The organism is Pseudoduganella umbonata, assembly GCF_014192225.1.
Taxonomy (GTDB): Bacteria; Pseudomonadota; Gammaproteobacteria; order Burkholderiales; family Burkholderiaceae_D; genus Rugamonas; species Rugamonas umbonata.
In genome coordinates this window covers 244,838-267,283 of record NZ_JACHXS010000011.1, presented here as the reverse complement: position 1 = coordinate 267,283, position 22,446 = coordinate 244,838, and the positions used below count along the sequence as shown (strand labels likewise).

Genomic DNA, 22,446 nt, shown 5'->3' with positions numbered 1-22,446 from the left:
TGATACAACGGTTGAACGCTGGCGGCGTTCAGGGTTTGCTTCCCTAGGACTTGCCTCCAGTGGTATTACGTAAAAACGGGCCTATTTTATCCAGCGGCAGGATCAGCTGCGCCGCATCGAGTTCGGCGGCCGCGCGTGGCATGCCGTACACGGCACTGCTGGCCTGGTCCTGGGCGACCGTGGTCTTGCCGGCCCGGCGCATGGCCAGCAAGCCTTCGCCGCCATCGCGGCCCATGCCGGTCAGCAGGATGCCAACCGCATCGTCGCGCCAGTGCCGCGCCACGCAGCGGAAGAAGACGTCGACCGACGGCCGGTAGGCATAATCTTTCGGCACAGCATCGTAACCCAGTTGGTGATTTTCATCCAGTATCAAATGGTCGTTACTTTTAGCAATCATTACCGTGCCGCCCATCAATGGATCGCCGTGTTCGATGGGGCGGACCGGCATTGTCAGCTGGTCGCCCAGCCATTTGGCGAAGTGATCGGCGAAGTTTTCGTCGATGTGCTGCACGACCACGATCGCACATTCGGGCGGTGCCTGCCAGCCGGCCAGGATGCGCGCCACCGCCACCGGGCCGCCGGTCGAGGCGCCGATCGCCACCAGCGAGCGTAGTCCAGGCACAGCCCGCTCGATGGCCGGCGTGGCGGAACGCGGTTGCAGGCCGCCGCTGTGCCGGATCAGCTTTTCCATCGTGCGCAGCTTGGCCAGCAACTGGGCCGCGCCCTGGTCGTGGCCTGGAATCAGGATCGGTGTCGCGGTGACGTCCAGCGCGCCCGCGCCGAGCGCACGGAACACCTGGTTGACGCTGTCCTGCGGCCGGCCAGTGACGACCAGGATCGCGCATGGCGATTCGGCCATGATGCGGCGCGTCGCCTCCACGCCATCGAGTTCGGGCATGTTCAGGTCCATCAGCACCAGGTCCGGCCGGTTTTCGGCGCACATGCGCACGGCCTCCAGGCCGGTACGTGCGATCCACAGCACCTGGTGCAGCTTGGTGCCGGCAATCACGCGGCGCAGCGCTTCCGCCGCCATCGCGACATCGTTGGCGATACCGATTTTCATCGGAACGCATCCCCGATCAGGTCGGCTACCGCGTCCAGCAGGGTCTCGTCGTGGAAACTGCCTTTCGTGAGGTAGTAGTCGGCACCGGCGGCGAGGCCGCGCGCGCGGTCTTCGGGCCGGTCCTTGTATGACACGATCATCACGGGCAGCGTATGCAAATGCGGGTCCTTCTTGATCAGGTTGACGAGTTCGATGCCGTCCATGCGCGGCATGTCGACGTCCGTGATGACAAGGTCATAGTCGCCGGAGCGTGCCGCGTTCCAGCCATCCATGCCGTCGACCGCGATGTCGACTTCGAAGCCCCGGCCGGACAACAGCTTGCGTTCCATTTCGCGAACGGTCAGCGAATCGTCGACGACGAGAATGCGTTTCATTCTACGCCTTGCCGCGTTGCCGCCGCGCGCCAGTTGGTGCAGGCCGCCTTCGGCCAGCAATTTATCGATCGACATCAGCAGGTCGGAAACGTCCAGGATCAGCACCGGTTCGCCATTGTTCAACAGGGCCGCGGCGGAGATGTCGCGCAGCTTGCCGAACACGGGATCGATACTGTGCACCGCCAGGCTATGCTCGCCGCGAATGGCGTCGACCACCAGCCCGTAGCGGTGGGCGCCGGTCCCCACCACGATGACGGGAAGCAGTTCCTGGGGCATCATCTCGCCCAGTTCGAGCACCTGCGCGGCCGAGACCAGCCCCACGTTCTCGCCTTCGAATTCGAAGAACTGCTTGCTTTCCAGCGTGTGGACGGCCACGCGCGGCAGCTGGAGCACCCGCTCCACCTTGACGATCGGCAGCGCGTAAGCCTCGCCGCCGATGTCCACCACCAGCGAGCGCACGATCGACTGCGTCAGCGGCAGGGTGATGTGGGTATGGAAGCCATGTCCCGGCACCGATTCCAGCCGCACGGTGCCGTTCTGATCGCGGATCGTGTCGTGCACGATATCGAGGCCCACGCCGCGGCCGGAAATCTCCGTCACCTCGTTCTTCAGGCTGAACGCCGGCAGGAACAGGAACTGCATCAGCTCCGCATGCGACATGGTGTCGGCCATCGCCTGCGCGGCCATGCGGCGCGCCACCACGGCGGCGCGGATGCGCTCCGGATCGACACCGCCGCCGTCGTCGCGGATTTCGATGTTCAGCATGCCGGCCCGGTGCCGCGCCTCGAGCACGATGGTGCCGTGCGGCGCCTTGCCGGCCCGCGCGCGCGCGTCTGGCGCTTCGATGCCGTGGTCCACGGCATTGCGCAGCATGTGGTTCAGCGGGCTTTCGATGCGGGCCAGGATGTCGCGGTCGACCAGCGTGTCCTCGCCGCGGATCTCCAGCCTGACATCCTTGCCAAGGCTGCGGGAAAGGTCGCGCACCATGCGCGGGAAATGATGGACCCCGTCCCGGAACGGCCGCATGCGCAGTACCAGCACTTCGTCGACCAGGCCCTGGGTCACGTTCAGCAGCCGGCGTTCATACTGCTCCATGTCGACCAGGTGCGCCAGGATGAACTGCTTCAGCGGCTGGCCGCGGTGCACGACCTGCGCCACCTTTTCGCGCAGCGCAGGGTCGCCGCTGCGGCCGATCGCTTCCTGCAGTTCGTCCAGGGCGGTGAACAGCGCGGCCTGGTGGCGCTTGTGGCGCTGCATCGCCTGGATCAGCGGCTGCATCTGGTGCGCGGCGATACGCGCCTCGCCGGCCAGCGACAGCAGCCGGTCCGATTGCACGACCGGCTTCCCGCGCGGCGCCGGTGTGTCGGCCGGAGCGGCCGGTTCGGGCGCCGGTTCCGGCACCGCGGCGGCATGCGCAACTGGTGCAACAGGTGCAGGAGGCGCAAAGGTTGCAGGAGGCGTGAACGTTGCAGGAGGCGTGAACGTTGCAGGCGGGAGGGGCGCCGGGGCGGGCGACGCCGCCACCGGCTCGGGCAGAAAGGCGATTCCGCGGATCGCATCCATCGTGCGCCGGATCGTGTCGCCCTGCGTGGCCAGCCACTCTTGCAGGCCGCTTTCCTGCAGGTGCGAGCATTGCACGATCAGGTCCACGCCGGCCAGCAGCACGTCGACGCGGTTCGGGCTCAGTTTCAGCAAGCCATGCTGGGCCGCGATGAACGCATCCTCCATGCCGTGCGACAGCTGCACGATCACATCCAGCCCGACGATGGCGGCGGCGCCCTTGATCGAATGGGCCGCCCGCATCATCGCCTCCAGGGCTGCCGGATCGGCATGGCGTTCCACCGACAGCAGGCAGTCCGTCAGTGACTGCGTCTGGCTCTCCGCCTCCATGCGGAACAGTTCCAGCATCGAAAACTGCGACAGGTCGCCGTCGGGTGCGCGCGGTTCGCTCATCGCAATGCCCTCGCCAGCTGTGGTCCCAGCAATGCCGCGTCCAGCAGCCCGACGCGCATGTCGCCTTCGGCCACCACGCCGGACAGGTAGCGCTGCACGCCTTTGTTGATGGTTGCCGCCGGCGGCTGCACGCGGCTTTCGGCATAGCGCACGATGCCGTGCAGGTCGGCCACCGGCAGCGCGAAGGCGCGGGTCTCCCACTGCACCAGCAGCAGCCGCGCGAACGTATGGCGGCCGGTACGCGCGCTGCCGCCCTCGGCGTCGATGCCGAGCAGGTCGGCCAGTGCGATGCATGGGTACAGCTGCCCGCCAACGTTGACGATGCCGCGCAGGCCGCGCGCGCCGCGGTGCGGTACCCGGTGCGGGAGCACATGGGGCGCGACGCGCAGCAGCATGGAGGTCGGCAGCGCCAGCCATTCGGCGCCGATGCGGAATGCCACGGCCGAGGCGTCGGCGATCTCGCTGCCGGCGAGCGGGGCGCGGAAATGTTCGGCCCACGCGTGCAGGTAGGCGTCGTCGATGGCGCCGTCCGTGCTGCGCCGGCGCTGTTCCTGTGGTGCGACTGTATTCATGGTCCTGTTCATGGTTCTGCCTTCTCTCCTGCCTGGCCGGCCTTGCGCCGCCACACGCGCGCGGCGCGCTCCTGCAGGTTATCGCGTGCCGCCGCATCGCCCTGGCGTTCCGCCAGCAGCGCCAGGTGGCACAGCGCGTCGTAGTGGTCCGGTGCCAGGTAGATGCAGCGCCGCAGGTGTGCTTGCGCCTCGGCCGGCGCGGCATCCTCGGTGAGCAGGCCGAGCAGGAACCACGCGCCGGCATTGTCCGGCTCGCGCGCCGCCAGCGCGCGGCACAGCGCTTCCGCTTCGCGGGGCTGGCCCTGGTCGGCAAGCCGGCTTGCTTCGGACAGCGTGCCGGCCTGTGCCGACGCCGCTACCGCTGGCGGTCGCGCTGGTGGTTGCCCTGGAGGTGGTGGAGGTGGTGGCGGCGGCTGCGGTGGAAGAGATGCGCGCCGGGCAATGACATGGACCGGCGCCGCGGTCACCGCGGCGGGTGGGCGCGGCATGGCCCGCCGGTCGCGCGGCTGGTTCGCCGGCTGCGGGCGCGCGCGCCGCTCGGCGGCACTCTCGTTCACCGGCAAAGGCAAGCCGGCGTAGGGACCGTCCTCCGGCGCGCCATCCTTTCGCAGCGCGAAGGCCTGGCGATAGGGCAGCGGCGTAAAGCCGTTCTGCACGAACGAGGGGACCTCGGCGTAGCCGGCCAGCAGTACGCCGTCGTCGGCCAGCAGCGCGGCCAGCCGCGCGATCGCCGCGGCGGTGGTCGGCGCATCGAAATAGATCAGCAGGTTGCGGCAGAAAATCACATCGTAGCTGCGCGCCGGCGCCAGGTCGGTCGTCAGCAGGTTGCCCTGGCGGAAGCGTATGCGCCGCCGCAAACCGGCTTCGATCCGGTACAGGTCGCCCTGCACGTGGCTGAAATGCCGCTCGCGAAAGGCCAGGTCCTTGCCGCGGAACGCATTGCGGCCGTACAGGCCTTCCTGGGCGCGGGCAATGCACGCGGTGGACAGGTCGACGGCATCGATCGCGAACGCGGTCGGCGGCACGCCGGCATCGGCGAGCGCCATCGCCAGCGTGTACGGCTCTTCGCCGCCGGCACACGGGATCGACAGCATGCGCAGCAACTGCCGTTCGCCGGTCGCCAGGCGCCGCTGCGCATAGGCCGCGGCCACGGCGAATGCCTGCGGATCGCGGAACAGCCACGATTCCGGCACCACCACCAGTTCCACCAGCGCCGCCAGTTCGGTCTCGTCGATCGACGCGTCGTACTGCTGGCGGTCGGCAACGCCGGTGGCCGCCATCCGGCCGAGTATCGCCCGCTCGACGGTCTCGACGCTCAGGTTCATTCCCGTGGCGGTGCGCAGCCGTTGCAGCGTGTTCATCGCGGATCGCCCTGGAACAGCAGGGCGCGCAATGCATCGGGCAGCATGCGATCCGGCTCCACCAGTTGCACGATGCCTTTGCCGTCGCCGGCCACGCGATCGAGGAAGGGCGCGGCCAGCACGCCGGCCGGAGCCAGCGCGGCGTCGTCGACATCCTGCACGCCCTGCACGCGTTCGGCCACCAGGCCAAGCGCGTGCGCCATGCCGTCGGGCCCGGTGTAATCGACCAGCACGATGCGCGTGTCCATCCGGCGTGCGGCGCCGGCATTGCTGGCCAGCATGCTGATATCGATGACGGGAATGCCGGCGCCGTGCAGGTTCATCAGCCCGGCCACCGCTGCCGGTGCGCCGGGCAAGGCCTTCAGGGCCATCAGCGGCAGCACGCGCCGGATTGCCGTCAGCGGCAGCCCGTAGCGGTCAGCGCCGATGTGGAAGACCAGCACCTTCATATGGCCGGCCGGATCAGACGTTGACCGCGAAGGTGGCCACCGAGGTCTGCAGGTCGCTGGCCGCGTACTGCAACTGGTGCACCGCTTCGCTGGTGGCCTTCAGCGACTCGACGGTCTGCTGCGTGGCATCGTTCAGCTGCATCATCGTCTCGGAGATCTGCTGCGCGCCCACGGCCTGCGCCTGCATGCCCTGCAGCACGGCATCGAACTGCGGGGCCAGCTTGCGCACCTGGTCCATCATGCCGGACAGGTGGTCGGTGACGGCGCGCACCTCGCCCACGTTGCGGCGGATCTCTTCGGAGAACTTGTCCATGCCCATCACGCTGGCCGACACGGCGGACTGCATCTCCTTGAGCATCTGCTCGATGTCCCAGGTGGATACCGAGGTCTGGTCCGCCAGCCGGCGGATTTCGGTGGCCACCACCGCGAAGCCGCGGCCTGCCTCGCCGGCCTTCTCGGCCTCGATCGCGGCGTTCAGCGACAGGATGTTGGTCTGGTCCGCCACCTTCGTGATCGTCGTCAGCACGCTGTTGATGTTCGATGCCTTCTCGGACAGCGCAGCCAGCTTGGCATTGATCGAATCGGTGGCCGAGACCATGTTCTGCATCGTCGCATCCATGCGGCGCAGGTTTTCCTGGGCCTCGGCGGTGGCCGTCGTCGTGTAGTCGGCCACGGCGGTGGCATCTTCCATCGTCTTCAGCAGCTGCGACGTGTTCGACGAAATTTCCTTCGTGGTCGACAGCACCTCGACGCTGGTCTGCGCCTGCTCGACGCCGGTGGCTTCCTGCTGCTTGGCTGAAGCGGCGATTTCGGTGGCCGACGTAGTGACCTGGATGCCGGCCTTCTGCACGTTGTTGAGCAGCAGGCGCAGGTTGTCGAACATGCGCGCCAGGCCATGGCCGAGCTGGCCAATGGTGTCGCTGCCCGTGACGTCGACCTTGCCGGTCAGGTCGCCGGAAGCCGCGCGCGATACCACGGCCAGCAGCGAATCGACCTTGGCACGCAGTTCGTCGGTGGTGGCGCGTTCGCGCTGCTGGCTGTCCTGGATCGATTGCGCCATGCGGTTGAGTTCCTGGCCCACCTGGCCCAGTTCGTCGCGCGTGACGATCTCGACGCGGGCGCCCTGGTCGCCGCCGGCGATGCGGCCCACCACATTGGTCAGGTTGGTCAACGGGCCCATGATGGCCCGTGTCAGCGCCCAGACGATGACCATGCCCAGCAGGACCGACACCGCGCCGCCCGCCACCAGTACCAGGTTCATTTCGCGGCGCAACTCGGCGGCCGCCTCGGAGCGCTGCGCCAGCAACGCATTCTCTTCCTTGCGCGCTTCGTCCAGCAGGGCGTGCACGCCTGCAACGGCCGGACTGGCCTGCTGGAACTGGGGCAGGCGGCCGATCGTGTCGGCCGCGCCCAGTGTATTGCCCAGCTGCTGGCGCTGCGCTGTCTGGGGCTCGATCACATCGCGCACCCAGCTGAGCGTCAGGCTTTCCAGCCGGGCCGCGCGGCTCGCCTGCGCCGGATTGTCCACCACCAGTTTCTGCAGCGTGGTGATGGTCGCGGGCAAATGCGTAATCCCTTCGCGCACCTTGGCCAGCCGGGCCGGTGTACCCGTCAGGTAATAGCCGCGCGCCTCGACCTGGACTTCCAGCACGGCCAGGCTGACCTTGTCGATGGCGTTGACCACCTGCATGGTGTGCCGGTCCCATTCATTGGCTTTGCGCAGCTCTGCGAAGTTGTTGTAGGCAATCGTTAGCAAGATCAGGATGATCGCGAGAATGGCGCCGAATCCGGCGTACAGCTTGTTCTTGATGCTCATGTTCTGGATCATCGTTCTTGTCGCCTCCGAAGCGTTCGTGTCGTGGGCAATGTATCACTTTCCGCGTACGGGGCGAGCACGACGGATGTGAAAAGGGCTGCCACCGGGCAGCCCTCGTTTCCCTAGCGGAATATTTTACCAGCCTGGCTTATTGACCGCGCTTGATGCGGGCGTTGGCCGCGATGCGCATGCGCAGCGCATTGAGCTTGATGAAGCCGCCGGCATCGGCCTGGTTGTATGCGCCGCCGTCTTCGTCGAACGTGGCAATGGTCTGGTCGAACAGCGAATCGGTCTTCGAATCGCGGGCGACAACGATGACGTTGCCCTTGTACAGCTTGACGCGAACCCAGCCGTTCACGGTCTGCTGCGTGTGGTCGATCAGCGTCTGCAGCGCCACGCGCTCCGGTGCCCACCAGTAGCCGTTATAGATCAGCGACGCGTAGCGCGGCATCAGGTCGTCCTTCAGGTGCGCCACTTCGCGGTCCAGCGTGATCGATTCGATCGCACGGTGCGCCTTCAGCATGATCGTGCCGCCCGGCGTTTCATAGCAGCCGCGCGACTTCATACCGACGTAGCGGTTCTCGACCAGGTCGAGGCGGCCGATGCCGTGCTTGCCGCCCACGCGGTTCAGCTCGGTCAGCACTTCGGCGGCGCTCATGCGCTTGCCGTTCAGGGCCACGATGTCGCCTTTTTCGTATTCGATGTCGAGGTACTCTGCCTGGTCCGGTGCCGCTTCGGGCGACACGGTCCAGCGCCACATCGATTCCTCGGCCTCGGCGCTCGGGTTTTCCAGGTGGCGGCCTTCGAACGAGATGTGCAGCAGGTTAGCGTCCATCGAGTAGGGCGCACCACCATTCTTGTGCTTCATGTCGACAGCGATGCCGGCATCTTCCGCGTATTTCAGCAGCTTCTCGCGCGACAGCAGGTCCCATTCGCGCCACGGCGCGATTACTTTCACGCCCGGCTTGAGCGCATAGGCGCCCAGCTCGAAACGCACCTGGTCGTTGCCCTTGCCGGTGGCGCCGTGCGAGATCGCGTCGGCGTTGGTCTCATTGGCGATCTCGATCAGGCGCTTGGCGATCAGCGGGCGCGCGATCGACGTGCCCAGCAGATACTCGCCTTCGTACACGGTGTTGGCGCGGAACATCGGGAACACGAAGTCGCGCACGAATTCTTCGCGCACGTCGTCGATGTAGATGTTTTCCGGCTTGATGCCGAACTTGAGTGCCTTGGCGCGCGCCGGTTCCAGCTCCTCGCCCTGGCCCAGGTCGGCCGTGAAGGTGACGATTTCGCAGTGGTAGTTATCCTGCAGCCACTTCAGGATGACGGAGGTGTCCAGGCCGCCGGAGTAGGCAAGGACTACTTTTTTAATGTCGCTCATTTCAAATTTCCAATCTGATCAATCTGGTTAAATCTGGCTAATCTGGTTCAGCGTGGCCGCGGCATACCGCTTCGTGCCAGCGCGTTCTCGTAGAACGCGCGGCTGTTGGCAAAATCGGTGACGATGATTCCAATGTGGTCGATCATGGCCCTGGCTCCGCTGGATCGTTCAATCCGGCTGGCTGGCGGCGTCGAGGCGGCCCAGCAGCAGGTATTCGATCAGCGCCTTCTGGATGTGCAGGCGGTTTTCCGCTTCGTCCCATACCACCGATTGCGGTCCGTCGATGACTTCCGCCGCGACTTCCTCGCCGCGGTGCGCGGGCAGGCAGTGCATGAACAGCGCATCCGGGGCCGCGCGCGCCATCTTGGCACCGTCGACGATCCAGCCGTCGAAGGCTTTCAGGCGGGCGGCGTTTTCTTCTTCGTAGCCCATGCTGGTCCATACGTCGGTATTGACCAGGTGGGCGCCGGCGCACGCGTCCGACGGATTGTCGAACAGCGTGAAGCGGTTGGTGGAGACCAGCGACATGTCCATGTCATAGCCCTTCGGCGTGGACACGTTCACGTGGAAGCCGAACACCTCGGCCGCCTGCAGCCACGAATACAGCATGTTGTTGGCGTCGCCCACCCAGGCCACCGTCTTGCCCGCGATCGGGCCGCGGTGCTCGTAGAAGGTAAAGATATCGGCAAACACCTGGCACGGGTGGTGTTCGTTGGTCAGGCCGTTAATCACCGGCACGCGCGAATTGGCGGCGAATCGCTCGATGATCTCCTGGCCGAACGTGCGCACCATGATGATGTCGCACATGCGGGACATGACCTGGCCCGCATCTTCCACCGGTTCGCCGCGGCCCAGCTGCGAATCGCGCGTGTTCAGGTAGATCGCGGCGCCGCCCAGCTGGTGCATGCCGGCCTCGAACGACAGGCGCGTGCGTGTCGAATTCTTCTCGAATACCATCACCAGCGTACGGTCGATCAGCGGGTGGTAAATCTCATAGTTCTTGAACTTGCGCTTGATGATGTGCGCGCGTTCGATCACGTATTCGTATTCTGCGAGGGTGAAGTCGGAAAACTGGAGATAATGCTTGATCGGTTTTGTAGACATATTCACAACGGATAGGGCGGCGCGATGGTGCTGCACACTTGAATCGGCTCGCCGGATGGCCGGGCCTTCGCGGCAAGTTGGCAAATCATTATAAGGGGTTTTGCTGGTGACTAATAGATCGGCGGCTGGCGCGCCGGATCGGTGTCCGGCGCCAGCAGCGGCAGCTCCACCGTAAACACGGTGCCGGCGCCGCTGCTGGCCACGGCGATCTGCCCGCCCAGCAGGCCGGTCACGATGTTGTAGCTGATCGACAGCCCGAGGCCGCTGCCGCCCCGGCCCAGCCTGGTGGTGAAGAACGGATCGAAAATGCGCGACAGGTGCTGCGGCGCGATGCCGGCGCCGTCGTCCTCGAACACGATGGCGACCTTGCCGTCCGGCCCGGCGCTGGCCGTCAGCCGCATGGTGCCGCCGGTGCGGCCGTCGAACGCGTGCAGCAGCGCGTTATTGATGAAATTGGTGATGACCTGGCCGAACGGGCCGGGGTAGCTGTCCAGCTCGATCCCTTCCGGCACCTCGAAGCCGATCCGGTGGCTGGAAGCGCGGATCCGGTTCATCATCGTGGCCACGATCTCGTGGGTGACCTGGTGCAGCTGGAAGCGGCGGCGCTGTTCGGTGGTGCGGTCCACCGCCACCTGCTTGAAGCTGGCGACGAGGTCGGCGGCGCTGTGCAGGCCGCGCATCACCAGCTCCGATGCCTTGCGGGCGTCGTCGATGTAGGCGGCCAGTTCGGAACGGCGCAGCCCCGGCCCGTTCAATGCGTTTTCCAGTTCGAGCGTGCGCTGCTCCAGCGTGCTGGCGATCAGCAGGCTGTTGCCGATCGGTGTGTTCAGTTCATGCGCCACGCCGGCCATCAGCGCGCCCAGCGCGGCCAGCTTTTCCTGCGCCGCCAATTGCGACTGCGCTTCCTGCAAGTGGCGGTAGGCCTGGGCGTTGTCGAGCGCGATGGCGCCGTAGGCGCACAGCGTACGGAAGATCAGCCGCTCCCGTTCGCCGTACGCGGCGCGCTGCCGCGCCTGCACGCTCATGGCGCCCAGCACGCGCTCGCCGAGCAGCAGCGGGGCGAACAGTGCGCTGGCGCATTGCGCGCATGCATCCATGGCCGGGGTGTGCTGCGCCAGGTCGTCCACCGCGATCTCGCGCCGTTCGCTGACGCAGCGCAGGTGCCACGCGGTGCCGTCGTCCGGCGCGATGGTGAACGGTGCCAGCGCGGTACCCGCCTCGCTGCCGAACGCAAGCGCCAGCGCGCCGTCATCGGCAGTGCGCAGCACGATCGTGAATGCGTAGGCGGGCAACAGCGTGTGCACGTAGCGGTTGAGCACGTCGTAGATGCCGCCGGCATCCAGGTGCATGGTGATTTCACGGCCGATCGCGGACAGGCGGTGCAGGATGGCGCTGGTCTGCTGCTGCAACTCGGCGCGCTCCGCCTCGGACACGGCCAGCGCGCGGTGATGCCGTTCCTCGGCACGCGCCTTCTCGGTTTGCCGGTGCAGCTGCATCGCGATGGCGCGGCGCGTCGCCTCCTGGCTGTGGGTCTTCTCGCGCGCGGCGCTGGCGGCGCGTGCCGTCATGTACGCCTCGCAGTAATCGCCCACGCGGGCGTATTCCTCGGCCAGCGCATCGTGCAGGTCGCCCGGGACGATGTAGCCGTCGATCGTGGCGGCCACCTGCAGCGCCTGCCGCAGGTAATGCAGTGCGGGGCTGGATTCGCGCATGTCGCCGGGGCCGGGCAGGGCATGCCTGCCGTGGATCAGCGCCAGCACGCGCAGCCCGGCTACCTGGTTGTAGAGGTTGTGGTGGCCGGCGGCAAGGCCGACCGCTTCCTGCGCCAGCGACAGCGCTTCGGCGGGCCGGTCGAGGAAGCACAGGGCATGGGCACAGCCACGCCGTGCGACCATCCGGAAATCGGCCTGCTCCAGCGCATCGGCGCGCAGCGACAATTGTTCGAACGCCGCCAGGGCGCCCTGGTAGTCGCGTTGTGCCAGGCACAGGTCGCCCGTGTATTGCAGCGCGATCGCATACAGGCGGCTGTTCGCATAGGGCTGCAGCAGGTCCAGTGCCTCACGCAGCAGTTCGCCGGCGGCATCGAGCCGGCCCAGCCGGCGCAGCGTGTCGCCGGTGTGCAGCAGCGCCGCCGCCGTGCTGCGCGGCCATCCCTTCGGCCGCGCCGTGTCGAGCGCGCGCTGCATCCATTCGAGTGCCGCGTGGTGGTCGTTCAGGTTGGAAAATTTTTCGCCGATGTTGGTGGCGGCGATGATGGCCGTGCGCACCTGGCCCGTCGCCAGCGCCGCTTCGTAGGTGCGCATGTAATGGTGCGCGGCGCCGGCGAAATCGCTGGACTGGCTGGCGGCCATGCCGAGGAAGTCGTGGATCCAGCATTCCAGCGCCGGCGGCCGCGCCACGTCCGGCGCGAAGTGCTCGCCCCAGCGCGCGCGTGCCGAGTCCAGGTCGCGCAGCACGGCCCAGCGGGCGCTGGCCGCTTCCGCGATCGCCACCCGGTCGGCATTGCCGGGTACATGGGCGGCGCCCTGCGCCGCGGCGGCGCAGCGCTCCAGTTCGCGGTCGCGGCAGGCGTGATCGCCGCGGTCGACGGCGATCCAGGCGCACAGCCAGTGCGCGTCGGCACAGCCGGCCATGTCGCCGGCGGCGCAGGATGCATCGCGGGCCGCCTCGGCCATCGACCGCGCCCGATCGAGTTCTCCTGCCAGCCAGCGTATTTCGGCGCGCAGCAACTGCAGCCTGGCGGCGAACGTGCCGCGCGCGGCGGTATCGGCTTCCGGCAGCAGCGCTTCCGCTTCGTCGGCCAGCGCGCCGGCGCGGCCGGTGTCGCGCTGGCGCAGATGCCAGGCCAGCGGCACCAGTACCGGCAGGCGCGCCGACCCGGTCAGCCCGGGCAAGGCCAGCTCCCACTGCGCTATCGCGTCGTCGCTGGCGAACAGGTCCATGGTCAGTAGAGTGTCTGCGCCGATTCGTGCAGCAGCTGCCCGTACAGCTCGTGCCGCATCTTGGCAATCTTGCCGGCCCGCACGGCGTCCAGCACGCCGCACTGCGGTTCGATCAGGTGGCGGCAGTTGTAGAACTTGCAGCTGCCCAGGTAAGGCTGGAAATCGCGGAACGCCCGTTCCAGCATGCCTTCGGAAAGGTGATACAGGCCGAATTCCTGGAAGCCCGGCGAATCGATCACCGTGGCATGGCTGTCCAGGTGATACAGGCGGGTAAAGGTGGTGGTGTGCTTGCCGGTATCGAGCGCCGCCGAGATTTCGCGGGTGGCGATGTCGGCGCCCGGCACCAGCAGGTTGATCAGCGAAGACTTGCCCATGCCGGACTGGCCGATCAGGATCGTCGACTGGCCGCCCAGCAGCGGGGCCAGTGCGTCGATGGTTTCCTGCGGCCGGCCTTTCGCCGATACCTCGTGGACCGGGTAGCCCATGGCCGTGTACATCTCCAGGCGGGCGCGCGTCTTGTCGAGATTCTCGGTGACGTCCACCTTGTTCAGGATCAGCCGGGCGGCGATGCCGGCCGCCTCGGCTGCGACCAGTGCGCGCGACACCAGGTCGTCGGTATAACCGGGTTCGGTGGCGACCACGATGAACAGCTGCGTCACGTTCGCCGCCAGCAGCTTCGATTTGTACTGGTCGGAGCGGTACAGCAGCGTCTTTCGCTCCTGGATCTTGTCGATGACGGCCTGGTCGGGCGAAGTCAGCGTCAGGTCGACGATGTCGCCGACCGCCACGTTGGTCTTCTTGCCGCGGGTGACGCATTGCAGCCGCGTGCCGTCCGCTTCGGCCAGGTAGTGGCGGCCATGGGCCGCGATGATGAGGCCGGTGCGCTGTTCCTTCTTCATGGGCAGCCCGCCACCCGTACCAGCACGTCCGCCTTGGCGGCGCAAATGAAATCGTTCAGGGACAATCCTTTCACCGAATGTGTATCGAAGCGCACCACGCAGTTCTTGTAACCCACCACCAGTTCCGGGTGATGGTCTTCGCAGTGGGCGATGTAGGCGATGGCATTCACGAACGCCATCGTCTGGTAGTAATCCTTGAAGCCGTAGGCCCGTGTCAGGCGGCCGGCATCGATGGCCCAGCCATCGAGCAGTGACAGCAGGCGTGCCGCTTCGGCAGCGTCCAGCGGGTCCTTGGCACGGGCGCAGTGCAGTGTGCGCAACTGGTCGGCGTGCGTGATCATGCGTGCGCCATGTTCGGGTGGCGATGCAGGTGCTGGATGCGAACCGACGCTGGCGGATGAGAGTCGTAGAAGGCCGAGTGCAGCGGATCTGGCGTCAGGGTCGACGCGTTGTCCTCGTACATCTTGACCAGCGCCGAGACGAGGTCGCGCGCGTCGGTATGCTGCGCGGCAAACGCGTCGGCCTCGAATTCATGCTTGCGCGAGCTGAGCGAGGCCAGTGGCCCGAACAGGAACGTGAACACGGGCAATGCCAGCATGAACAGGATCAGTGCCAGCGCGTCGTTGCCCTGGCCCGGCGCGATCAGCGGCGATACGCCCAGGCCCGTGTAGAACCACACCTGGTTCTTCAGCCAGCCGAGCAGCGCCAGGAAGGCCAGCGACAGCGCGAACATCAGTCCGATGCGCTTGACGATGTGCTTGAGCTTGAAGTGCCCCAGTTCGTGCGCCAGCACCGCCTCGATTTCCTGCGGCGCCAGGCGTGCCAGCAGCGTATCGAAGAACACGATGCGCTTGGCCGCGCCGAAGCCGGAAAAATACGCGTTGCCGTGCGCGCTGCGCTTCGACCCGTCCATCACGAACAGGCCTTTCGAGGCGAATCCCACGCGCTGCATCAGGCCCTCGATTCGCGATTTCAGCGTTTCATCGGACAGCGGCGTGAACTTGTTGAACAGCGGCGCGATTACGGTGGGGAACAGCACCATCATCAGCAACTGGAAGCCGCTCCATACGAGCCAGGCGTACAGCCACCACAGTTCGCCGGCGCTGGACATCAGCGTGAGCACGATCCACGCCAGTGGCAGGCCGAGCACCACGGCCAGCAGCAGGCCCTTCGCCATGTCGGCGAAGAACAGCCCGGGCGTCATCTTGTTGAAGCCGAAGCGCTCCTCGAGGCGGAACTGGCGATACCAGTCGATCGGCACATCGATCAGGCCGGAGATCGCGGCGAACGCCACCAGCAGGCCGATCTGGTAGGCCATGCCGCCGCCGGTCAGCCCGAAGACCTGCACCGACAGCCATTGCAGGCCGCCCAGCAGCGTGAAACCCACCAGTACCGCGGCATTGACGAACATGGTCACGATGCCGAACTTGGTGCGCGCGACCGTGTAGTCGGCCGCCTTCTGGTGCGCGCCCAGCGTGATCGTGGCGGCGAATTCGGCGGGCACGGCGCCACGATTGGCCAGGACGTGCCGCAGCTGGCGCGATGCCAGCCAGAAGCGGACGGCCAGCATGAGCACCAGAAAGGCGACGAACAATAATGAAAACGCGTGTGAATACATTCTGTGCCTGTGAGAAAATGGCGATTTAGTCTGGCCAAGAGAGAATTATGTCACAAGCGAACGATACCTCCGTTACCACTCCGGTCGCTACCGCGCAGCAGCGCCCCAATGAAATGAACCTGGTCTGGGTCGACATGGAAATGACGGGCCTGGAACCCGATACCGACCGCATCATCGAAGTGGCGATGGTCGTCACCGACATGCACCTGAACGTGCTGGCCGAGGGGCCGGTGCTGGCGATCCACCAGTCGGACGCCACGCTCGATGCGATGGATTCCTGGAACAAGGGCACGCACGGCCGGTCCGGGCTGATCGATCGCGTCAAGGCGTCGACGGTTTCCGAAGAACAGGCCGAAGCGGAATACATCGCATTCATGAAGCAGTGGGTGCCGAACGGCAAATCGCCGATGTGCGGCAACACCATCGGCCAGGACCGCCGCTTCATGGTGCGCTACATGCCGAAGCTGGAGGCGTTCTTCCATTACCGGAACGTGGACGTGTCGACGCTGAAGGAACTGTGCCGGCGCTGGAAGCCGGAAGTGGTCTCCGGCTTCAAGAAGGCGCAGAAGCATACCGCCCTGGCCGACATCCTCGAGTCGATCGAGGAATTGAAGTACTACCGCGAGCACTTCATCAAACTTTGATGCGCAAACAGTGGCGCGTAAGTTGCAATCTGCAAGTCGTCGTGTGCGGGTCGCGATAGGTGGGTAGCGATTCGCAAGTCGCGATGCGTACGCTGATGCGGCGTGGCACTTCTGCCGCGCCGCCGTGTTGAGATAGCTCAAAAATAATAAAGAACGTAGCCACAACCGGCTTGCGCCGTACTACCATGTCAAAATTACCATAACATGGAGCCGTGATGAAGCAACCGTTTCGCTATCGCCTGATCGATGCACTGCGCGGCACCGCCGCGCTGGACCTGTTGGACGACTTGCGCGAACAGCAGTATTGGTCGGCCAGCCGGCTACAGGCCTCCAACGAAACGCGCCTCGCCGATTATTTTGCCGAGCTGCGCCGCGACATTCCGCTGTTTCGCGATTGCGAGCGGTTCGAGGACTTGCCGATCCTCGACAAGCACTTCATCAACACCCATCACGAGGCATTGCGCAACCGGAACTACCAAGGGCGCGTGCTGCGCAAGAAAACCGGTGGCTCCACCGGTGAGCCAACCATCTACTACACCGGTGCGCAGTCGCAGTCCTACCTGTGGGCCGGCCTGTTCCTCGCATGGGAAGTAGCGGGATACCGGCTGGGCGAGAAAGTTGTCTATCTGGCCGGATCGGCACTGGCGCGCCAGGGCTGGCAACAGAGCGCCTTCTACCGGCTGATGCGGGTCGAGGTCATGTCCGCCTTCGACATGTCGCGCGAGCGCATGGACGATTATGCGCTGGCATTGCAGCAGCGCGGCTACCGTTTGTTGTATGGCTATGCCTCGGCGATCCACCGCCTGGCGGTCCACGTGCTGCAACGGGGCGGCGGTATCCAGACAACGATGCGCGGCATCGTCTGCACCGGCGAAACCATGACGGAGCAGATGCGGCACGACATCGAACAGGCGTTCGGGGTGCCATGCTTCGGCCAGTACGGCTGCAACGATGCCGGCGTCTCCGCATTCGAATGCGAAGCCCGGCAAGGGTATCACCTGCTTACGCCGCGCTGCCATGCCGAAGTGCTCGATGACGGGCGGCTGGTCTCGACCGACCTGTCCAACCAGGCAATGTACCTGCCGCGGCACGACACCGGCGACCTCGTCAAGATGTCCGGCCGGACATGCAGTTGCGGCCGCGGTTTCCCGCTGATCGACGAAGTAATGGGGCGGCAGTACGATTTCCTGATCGACGCTGCCGGCAATGCGATGCATTACCAGTTCTTCATGTTCCTGCTGCGCGAGGATCGCCGCATCCACTCTTTCCAGATCGTGTACGACGATGAAACGTTGGTGCTGAACCTGCATACGGTACCGCTCAGCGCTGCCGAGCAGGCGGCGATGGCCAGGCCGTACGTCGACCGCATCGCGGCCTCGCTGGTGTTCGATGAAATCCACTGCGTATTCAACCAGCCATACATCGTGCAGGCTAACGGCAAGCATCGCTTCATGCTGCGCCGCAGCCCGAGCGCGATGACGGGCTGAGGGCGACGACGAGTTAAGCGATGACGAGTTAAGCGATGACGAGTTAAGCGATGACTGGCTGAGGGCGCCCGGTCTTGTCCCAGCGCCTGTCCAGCGATATCAGGCTTCCGTCCCGGCCCCGCAGCACTTCTTGTATTTCTTCCCGCTGCCGCAAGGGCAATCGTCGTTACGGCCGACTTTCGGCTCTTCGCGCTTGACGGTGCTGACGGCGGCCTTGCGGCGCGGCACCCAGAACTTGTGGATCGCCGGCAGGTTTGCCTCGATCTCCAGCGCCAGCTTGTGCGCCTTGACCGGGTCTTCCACTTCCGGCAATTCCTCTTCCTCGATCTCGTCGGCACCCAGCAGGTAAATCGGGCGCATCAGGGCACCGATCTCGGAATCCCAGATCTCGTCCCACGAACCGGGACGCAATTCCATGCCCTCCCAGAAGCCCCAGCACCACGCCTCGGCATTCATCAGCGGCTTGCCGTCTTCCTCGTATTCGACGAACAGCGGCTCGAACTCCTTCGGCGCCACTTCGAACGTGATCGTCACTTCGTTATAGAAGCGCATGATCAGGTTGAAGATGCGGTCCGCTTCCTTGTCGTTCTTGTATTTCGGCACCTGCTGGCCGTCGTCGCCCCAGATGCGCGGGATCCACTCGGCCGGCATGATGGTCTCCGGACCGATCGCGATCGCGGTCATGTAGCCGTGCAGGTGGTCGAGCGTCATCGCATCCTCGGGGGTGCGCTCGCCCAGCAGGAACTGGTCCAGGTCGTCGAGTTCTTTTTCGGAGAGTGGCTGGTCGAGTTGCATGGAAGTGCTTTCTTCAAAAGTAATCCGACAGTATACGCGCGTCGCCATGCCATGGCGAGGGCCGCCGCCGTACAATGGCGAATGGCTAATTCATCTACTCATCCATTCTCCGCGCTGGGCCCCGATTGCGTGCTCGATGCCCTGGCGGCCGTCGGCCTGTACGGCGACGGCCGGCTGCTGGCGCTGAACAGCTACGAAAACCGCGTCTACCAGGCCGGGATCGAGGACGGCAAGCCAGTGGTCGTGAAATTCTACCGACCCGGCCGCTGGAGCGACGCCGCGATCGGCGAGGAGCACGCTTTCCTGGCTGAATTGCACGCGCAGGAGATTCCCGTCGTGCCGCCGCTCGCGATCGACGGGCGCACGCTGCATGGATTCGCAGGCTTCCGCTTCGCGGTATTCGAGCGGCATGGCGGCAGGGCGCCCGAGCTGTCCGATCCCGGCGTGCTGGAATGGACCGGCCGCTTCATCGGCCGCATCCATGCCGTCGGCGCCCTACGGCCATTTGCCGAGCGGCCCGCACTCGACATCGAGACCTTCGGCATCGACTCGCGCGATTATCTGCTGGCCAACGACTTCCTGCCGCCCGACCTGGTCGAGGCTTACCGCAGCGTGGCCAGCCAGGCGCTGGACGGCATCCACCGTTGCTACGAGCGGGCCGGCGAGGTACCGCTGCTGCGCCTGCACGGCGATTGCCATGGCGGCAACGTGCTATGGACGGATGCCGGGCCGCACTTCGTCGATTTCGACGATGCCCGCATGGGGCCGGCGGTGCAGGATCTGTGGATGATGCTGTCCGGCGAGCGGCACGAGATGGTGCGGCAGTTGTCCGACATCCTGGCCGGCTACGAGGATTTCGTGGATTTCGACCCGCGCCAGCTTTACCTGGTGGAGGCGCTGCGCACGCTGCGGCTGATGCACTACGCCGCCTGGCTGGCGCGCCGCTGGGACGACCCGGCATTCCCCGCCGCTTTCCCATGGTTCAACACGCAGCGCTACTGGCAAGACCGGATCCTGGAACTGCGCGAGCAGGTGGCGCTGATGGACGAGCCGCCGCTGTGGCCGGTCTGAACCGCCGCAAGCGGCGAATTGACGGGGAAAATCCGCTCTGATCGGGCGCTGGCCACGCGCGAACGGCCGGGATAATGGCAGCTCGGAAATCCCGTAACCCTCGAGCGAGACTGTCATGCAAGCACATTTGGCCCACCCCCTGCACGTCGCCTATTCCGCTAATGACGCCGATCACGACCATGACGCCGATCACGACCATGACGCCGATCACGACCATGACCTGGCCGAGCCGACCAGCGGTGACGTGAAGCCGGACCGTGCCGACGCGGAGATGCGGGCCATCCAGCAAGCCATTGCCCGGGTGGAAGCGGAAGCCAAGGCTGCCTGCGCCGCCGAGAGCCGCGCCCATGCCGAGTCGCGCGCCCGCGCGCTGGCCGAAGACCGTGCCGCGATGGACACCGCCGCGGCCGCCGTTGCGCTGCAAAACGCCCAGGCCGCCGAGGATGTGATTGCCGCCAACCGCGAGAGGCTGGAAAGCCTGCGCGCCGCCGCACAGGCCAGCGTGGCGAAGCTGGAAGCGGTCAAGCAGGAGACCGCCGAGCTGCGCGCCCGCGTCGAAGCCGACAACCAGATCCGCCAGGCCGCCGAAGTGCGTGCCCGTGCCGAAGAGGAATCGCGCCGCCGCGCCGCCGAGCAGATGGAAGCGGAGGCGCACCTGGCCGAACAGGCGGAACAGGCCGCCGAGGAATTGCAAAAGCAGACGCAACAGGCGCGCTTGCAGGCCGCCGAGCGGGTGGCTGCCGTGCAGGCCGCGAGAGAAGAAGTGATCGGCATCGCCACCGCCGATGCGCGCATGGCCACGCTGGCGCGCGAACGGGAGCGCCAGGCGTATTCCGCACGCCAGACCGCGCAGCAACTGGCCGAGGCCGAGGCCGGGGCGCTCGAAGCCACCCGCCAGCGCGAGCGTGCCGATGGGGTCGCGCTGGAATCGGCGTTTGCCCGTGCCGCCGCCGAAGTCCACGCCGCCGAAGAGGCGCGCGCGCTGGCTCACCTGGAGCAGGAGCGCGAGGCGATCGCACTGGCGAAAGCCGAGTCGGACCGCAGTGCCGCGATGTCGCTGCACCTGCGCCTGCAGACCGAAAAGGAAATTCGCGACGCCGCCCAGCACCGCGAGCGCCTCGAAGCAATGGCGGCGACCACGGCGCAAGCCCGCCGCGATGCCGATGCCCGCATCATGGCCGCGACCGAAGCCCGCATCGCGGCCGACCGCGAACTGCACGCCGTGGCAATGGGCCGCGTGGAAGCGGAACAGCAGGCCGAGTTCGATGCACGCGGCAAGCTCGAGGCCGAGCGTCACGCCACGGAACAGGCAAGGCTGCGCCAGCAGGCCGAACAGGCTGCCGCCGAGGCTGCGCGCGCCGAAGCCGCGGAACAGGCCCGTGCCGCCCGGCTCGCCGATGAGCGGGCCGAACTGTCGCGCGCTGCCGCCGAGCTGGCGCGGGGCAAGAACGACGCCGAAAGCAACGAAGTGGCCTTGCTGGCCGAGCACGCGGCTGCGCTCGATGCCGCCAATGAGCTGGCGCGCCAGAAGGCCGCCGAAGCTGGCCGCCTGCTGGCCGCCGAGCGCGCACGGGCCGCTGCCGAGCAGGACGCGATCGCCGCGCTGAAGACCCGGCTGGCCGAGGAAGAACGCGCCACCGCCGCCGCCGAAGCACGCGCCGCGGCCGAACGCGAACAGGCGGAAGCTGCTGCGCGCCATGCCGCCGCCGACGTGCGCCGCGCCGAGGCGATTCGCGAGGAGTCCGCCGCGCTCGCGATGATGGCCGAACAATGCGAAGTGGAAGTGCAGCAGAAGGAAGAGGCGGCCCAGGCCGCCGCGGCGCAGGCCCGGCTTGGCGCGGAACTGTCGGAAGTGCATCGCGAGCGTGCCCGTACCGAACAGGCCAAGGCGGCGGCCGTGCAGGCACAGATCGAAGCCGAACGGGCGTTCATTGCCCGCGAACAAGCCGCGCTGGCGCTGCTGGAACAGCACACGGCGCAGCAGTGCGCCGCCGCCGCGGCCGAGGAAGAAACCGCACGCGCGATCGAAAGCCGGATGGGCTCTGAAATCGCGATCGCCACCACCGCGCGCGAACGTGCCGATGCCGAACTGGCCGCCAGCGCGATGCTGCGCGAACGGGAAATGCTGGAATCGGCCGCCGCCGCCGCTGCCCGCGACAAGGTGGCACACCAGCAATCGCTGCTGGACGCGGCGCGCGCCCACGCCGAGATGCAGCGCAAGGCCGCCGACACGACCGCCATGCTGGCCGCCGCAAAGCAGGCGCTGCTGGAGCAGGAAACCGCCCGCTACGAAGCCGCCCAGCGTTCGCTGAGCGCCGTCCAGCGCAAGCTGCAAGCCTGAACTTGCGAAATACTGGGCCTGTCACCCATGCAAAACCGGTGACAGGCTCCGGTTTTTTGGAAATATTTCAAAAGAACTGGAGCCTGTCACCGGTGTTGAGCAAGAAAAAGGGCTGCCGGAATTCCTGGCAGCCCTTTTGTTTCCTGAAAAACAGGGTCCGTCCCTATTTTTTATCGCTGGCTTACTGCACCACTACTTTCTCGATGTAGTACTCGGTTTCGCCGAAGCAGTTGGTTGGCACGGCCTTGTGCTGGGCGTAGGTCAGCGTCACGCGCTTGCCCATTGCGGCCGACAGGTCGCGGGCCACCTGCTCGTCGCGCACGCTGAAGAGGAACTTCTCCGGGATCGCCCCGGGCATCGAGGTCAGCAGCATTTCGCCTTCCCATGTCTTGCAGAACCAGCCCACCTTCGAGAATTTCTGCAGGAAGCCGTTGCGCTCGCCCTCGGAGTACGAGAAGTTGAGCGCGGCCATGGCCCATACCCAGAACAGCAGGGCGGCCACGACGAGCAGGCCGATGAGGATCAGGAGGGGGGAGCGTCGAGTGCGTCGGATCATGGCAGGTTGGTCAGAGTTGA

The 22,446-nt window shown here is 66.2% G+C and carries 19 protein-coding genes; 4 read left to right on the top strand and 15 right to left on the bottom strand.

Annotated features, from left to right (window positions below):
• Nucleotides 1–43: 43 nt before the first annotated feature.
• The 13 genes from cheB to FHS02_RS24990 all read right to left on the bottom strand — a co-directional run bounded on the left by cheB (nucleotide 44) and on the right by FHS02_RS24990 (nucleotide 15,532).
• Nucleotides 44–1,063, bottom strand: a complete 1,020-nt coding sequence (cheB, locus tag FHS02_RS25045; RefSeq protein ID WP_137316723.1) for a chemotaxis-specific protein-glutamate methyltransferase CheB — start codon at nucleotides 1,061–1,063, stop codon at nucleotides 44–46.
• Nucleotides 1,060–3,390, bottom strand: coding sequence for a hybrid sensor histidine kinase/response regulator (locus FHS02_RS25040; RefSeq protein ID WP_137316724.1), 2,331 nt, complete (start codon nucleotides 3,388–3,390; stop codon nucleotides 1,060–1,062). Before FHS02_RS25040 ends, cheB begins: the two co-directional genes overlap by 4 nt.
• Nucleotides 3,387–3,962, bottom strand: a complete 576-nt coding sequence (locus FHS02_RS25035) for a chemotaxis protein CheW (RefSeq protein WP_137316725.1) — start codon at nucleotides 3,960–3,962, stop codon at nucleotides 3,387–3,389. Before FHS02_RS25035 ends, FHS02_RS25040 begins: the two co-directional genes overlap by 4 nt.
• An 8-nt stretch (nucleotides 3,963–3,970) precedes the next feature.
• Entirely contained in the window at nucleotides 3,971–5,323 is a 1,353-nt protein-coding gene (locus FHS02_RS25030) for a CheR family methyltransferase (RefSeq protein WP_137316726.1), read from the bottom strand.
• Entirely contained in the window at nucleotides 5,320–5,772 is a 453-nt protein-coding gene (locus FHS02_RS25025) for a chemotaxis protein CheW (protein ID WP_137316727.1), read from the bottom strand. Before FHS02_RS25025 ends, FHS02_RS25030 begins: the two co-directional genes overlap by 4 nt.
• 13 nt (nucleotides 5,773–5,785) lie before the next feature.
• Nucleotides 5,786–7,600: a HAMP domain-containing methyl-accepting chemotaxis protein gene (locus FHS02_RS25020; protein WP_137316728.1), complete on the bottom strand. Its 1,815-nt coding sequence runs from the start codon at nucleotides 7,598–7,600 to the stop codon at nucleotides 5,786–5,788.
• Nucleotides 7,601–7,736: 136 nt separating this feature from the next.
• A complete protein-coding gene (locus FHS02_RS25015; protein WP_137316729.1) occupies nucleotides 7,737–8,969 on the bottom strand; it encodes an argininosuccinate synthase in 1,233 nt (410 codons plus the stop codon).
• Nucleotides 8,970–9,016: 47 nt separating this feature from the next.
• Complete coding sequence (locus tag FHS02_RS32135) at nucleotides 9,017–9,115, bottom strand: VOC family protein (RefSeq protein WP_371861441.1); 99 nt, start codon at nucleotides 9,113–9,115, stop codon at nucleotides 9,017–9,019.
• Nucleotides 9,116–9,137: 22 nt separating this feature from the next.
• The gene (gene argF, locus FHS02_RS25010; protein WP_137316730.1) at nucleotides 9,138–10,073 is read right to left on the bottom strand and encodes an ornithine carbamoyltransferase; all 936 of its coding nucleotides are present in this window, start codon (nucleotides 10,071–10,073) and stop codon (nucleotides 9,138–9,140) included.
• A 110-nt stretch (nucleotides 10,074–10,183) separates the two neighbouring features.
• Nucleotides 10,184–13,015 (bottom strand): ATP-binding protein, encoded by a 2,832-nt coding sequence (locus FHS02_RS25005; protein WP_137316731.1) that lies wholly within the window; start codon nucleotides 13,013–13,015, stop codon nucleotides 10,184–10,186.
• Between the two features lie 2 nt (nucleotides 13,016–13,017).
• The gene (gene rsgA / locus FHS02_RS25000; protein ID WP_137316732.1) at nucleotides 13,018–13,914 is read right to left on the bottom strand and encodes a ribosome small subunit-dependent GTPase A; all 897 of its coding nucleotides are present in this window, start codon (nucleotides 13,912–13,914) and stop codon (nucleotides 13,018–13,020) included.
• The gene (locus tag FHS02_RS24995; RefSeq protein WP_137316733.1) at nucleotides 13,911–14,255 is read right to left on the bottom strand and encodes a 4a-hydroxytetrahydrobiopterin dehydratase; all 345 of its coding nucleotides are present in this window, start codon (nucleotides 14,253–14,255) and stop codon (nucleotides 13,911–13,913) included. Before FHS02_RS24995 ends, rsgA begins: the two co-directional genes overlap by 4 nt.
• Nucleotides 14,252–15,532 (bottom strand): M48 family metallopeptidase, encoded by a 1,281-nt coding sequence (locus FHS02_RS24990; RefSeq protein WP_137316734.1) that lies wholly within the window; start codon nucleotides 15,530–15,532, stop codon nucleotides 14,252–14,254. The genes FHS02_RS24995 and FHS02_RS24990 overlap by 4 nt, the downstream gene beginning before the upstream one ends.
• A 47-nt stretch (nucleotides 15,533–15,579) precedes the next feature.
• Here FHS02_RS24990 and orn point away from each other — a divergent pair, with 47 nt between their 5' ends.
• Both orn and FHS02_RS24980 read left to right on the top strand, forming a co-directional pair.
• Nucleotides 15,580–16,176 carry an oligoribonuclease gene (orn, locus tag FHS02_RS24985; protein ID WP_137316735.1) on the top strand — a complete coding sequence of 199 codons (597 nt, stop codon included), beginning with the start codon at nucleotides 15,580–15,582 and terminating at the stop codon, nucleotides 16,174–16,176.
• Nucleotides 16,177–16,391: 215 nt separating this feature from the next.
• Nucleotides 16,392–17,663, top strand: coding sequence for a phenylacetate--CoA ligase family protein (locus tag FHS02_RS24980; RefSeq protein ID WP_137316736.1), 1,272 nt, complete (start codon nucleotides 16,392–16,394; stop codon nucleotides 17,661–17,663).
• A gap of 99 nt (nucleotides 17,664–17,762) precedes the next feature.
• On the opposite strand, the gene FHS02_RS24975 is transcribed toward FHS02_RS24980, so the two are convergent.
• Nucleotides 17,763–18,458 (bottom strand): UPF0149 family protein, encoded by a 696-nt coding sequence (locus FHS02_RS24975; protein ID WP_137316737.1) that lies wholly within the window; start codon nucleotides 18,456–18,458, stop codon nucleotides 17,763–17,765.
• A gap of 81 nt (nucleotides 18,459–18,539) precedes the next feature.
• Between FHS02_RS24975 and FHS02_RS24970 the strand changes: the two genes are divergently transcribed.
• Nucleotides 18,540–19,529, top strand: coding sequence for a serine/threonine protein kinase (locus FHS02_RS24970; protein WP_175424934.1), 990 nt, complete (start codon nucleotides 18,540–18,542; stop codon nucleotides 19,527–19,529).
• 115 nt (nucleotides 19,530–19,644) lie between these two features.
• Nucleotides 19,645–21,870 carry a coiled-coil domain-containing protein gene (locus FHS02_RS24965; RefSeq protein ID WP_137316739.1) on the top strand — a complete coding sequence of 742 codons (2,226 nt, stop codon included), beginning with the start codon at nucleotides 19,645–19,647 and terminating at the stop codon, nucleotides 21,868–21,870.
• Between the two features lie 181 nt (nucleotides 21,871–22,051).
• Here FHS02_RS24965 and FHS02_RS24960 read toward each other — a convergent pair whose 3' ends face one another.
• Nucleotides 22,052–22,426 (bottom strand): DUF8785 domain-containing protein, encoded by a 375-nt coding sequence (locus tag FHS02_RS24960; RefSeq protein ID WP_137316740.1) that lies wholly within the window; start codon nucleotides 22,424–22,426, stop codon nucleotides 22,052–22,054.
• Between the last annotated feature and the right edge of the window lie 20 nt (nucleotides 22,427–22,446).

Excerpts from the sequence above, each read along its gene's own strand:
- cheB (WP_137316723.1), bottom strand. The coding sequence starts at position 1,063 with ATGAAAATCGGTATCGCCAACGATGTCGCGATGGCGGCGGAAGCGCTG.
- FHS02_RS25040 (WP_137316724.1), bottom strand. The coding sequence starts at position 3,390 with ATGAGCGAACCGCGCGCACCCGACGGCGACCTGTCGCAGTTTTCGATG.
- FHS02_RS25035 (WP_137316725.1), bottom strand. The coding sequence starts at position 3,962 with ATGAATACAGTCGCACCACAGGAACAGCGCCGGCGCAGCACGGACGGC.
- FHS02_RS25030 (WP_137316726.1), bottom strand. The coding sequence starts at position 5,323 with ATGAACACGCTGCAACGGCTGCGCACCGCCACGGGAATGAACCTGAGC.
- FHS02_RS25025 (WP_137316727.1), bottom strand. The coding sequence starts at position 5,772 with ATGAAGGTGCTGGTCTTCCACATCGGCGCTGACCGCTACGGGCTGCCG.
- FHS02_RS25020 (WP_137316728.1), bottom strand. The coding sequence starts at position 7,600 with ATGATCCAGAACATGAGCATCAAGAACAAGCTGTACGCCGGATTCGGC.
- FHS02_RS25015 (WP_137316729.1), bottom strand. The coding sequence starts at position 8,969 with ATGAGCGACATTAAAAAAGTAGTCCTTGCCTACTCCGGCGGCCTGGAC.
- FHS02_RS32135 (WP_371861441.1), bottom strand. The coding sequence starts at position 9,115 with ATGATCGACCACATTGGAATCATCGTCACCGATTTTGCCAACAGCCGC.
- argF (WP_137316730.1), bottom strand. The coding sequence starts at position 10,073 with ATGTCTACAAAACCGATCAAGCATTATCTCCAGTTTTCCGACTTCACC.
- FHS02_RS25005 (WP_137316731.1), bottom strand. The coding sequence starts at position 13,015 with ATGGACCTGTTCGCCAGCGACGACGCGATAGCGCAGTGGGAGCTGGCC.
- rsgA (WP_137316732.1), bottom strand. The coding sequence starts at position 13,914 with ATGAAGAAGGAACAGCGCACCGGCCTCATCATCGCGGCCCATGGCCGC.
- FHS02_RS24995 (WP_137316733.1), bottom strand. The coding sequence starts at position 14,255 with ATGATCACGCACGCCGACCAGTTGCGCACACTGCACTGCGCCCGTGCC.
- FHS02_RS24990 (WP_137316734.1), bottom strand. The coding sequence starts at position 15,532 with ATGTATTCACACGCGTTTTCATTATTGTTCGTCGCCTTTCTGGTGCTC.
- orn (WP_137316735.1), top strand. The coding sequence starts at position 15,580 with ATGTCACAAGCGAACGATACCTCCGTTACCACTCCGGTCGCTACCGCG.
- FHS02_RS24980 (WP_137316736.1), top strand. The coding sequence starts at position 16,392 with ATGAAGCAACCGTTTCGCTATCGCCTGATCGATGCACTGCGCGGCACC.
- FHS02_RS24975 (WP_137316737.1), bottom strand. The coding sequence starts at position 18,458 with ATGCAACTCGACCAGCCACTCTCCGAAAAAGAACTCGACGACCTGGAC.
- FHS02_RS24970 (WP_175424934.1), top strand. The coding sequence starts at position 18,540 with ATGGCTAATTCATCTACTCATCCATTCTCCGCGCTGGGCCCCGATTGC.
- FHS02_RS24965 (WP_137316739.1), top strand. The coding sequence starts at position 19,645 with ATGCAAGCACATTTGGCCCACCCCCTGCACGTCGCCTATTCCGCTAAT.
- FHS02_RS24960 (WP_137316740.1), bottom strand. The coding sequence starts at position 22,426 with ATGATCCGACGCACTCGACGCTCCCCCCTCCTGATCCTCATCGGCCTG.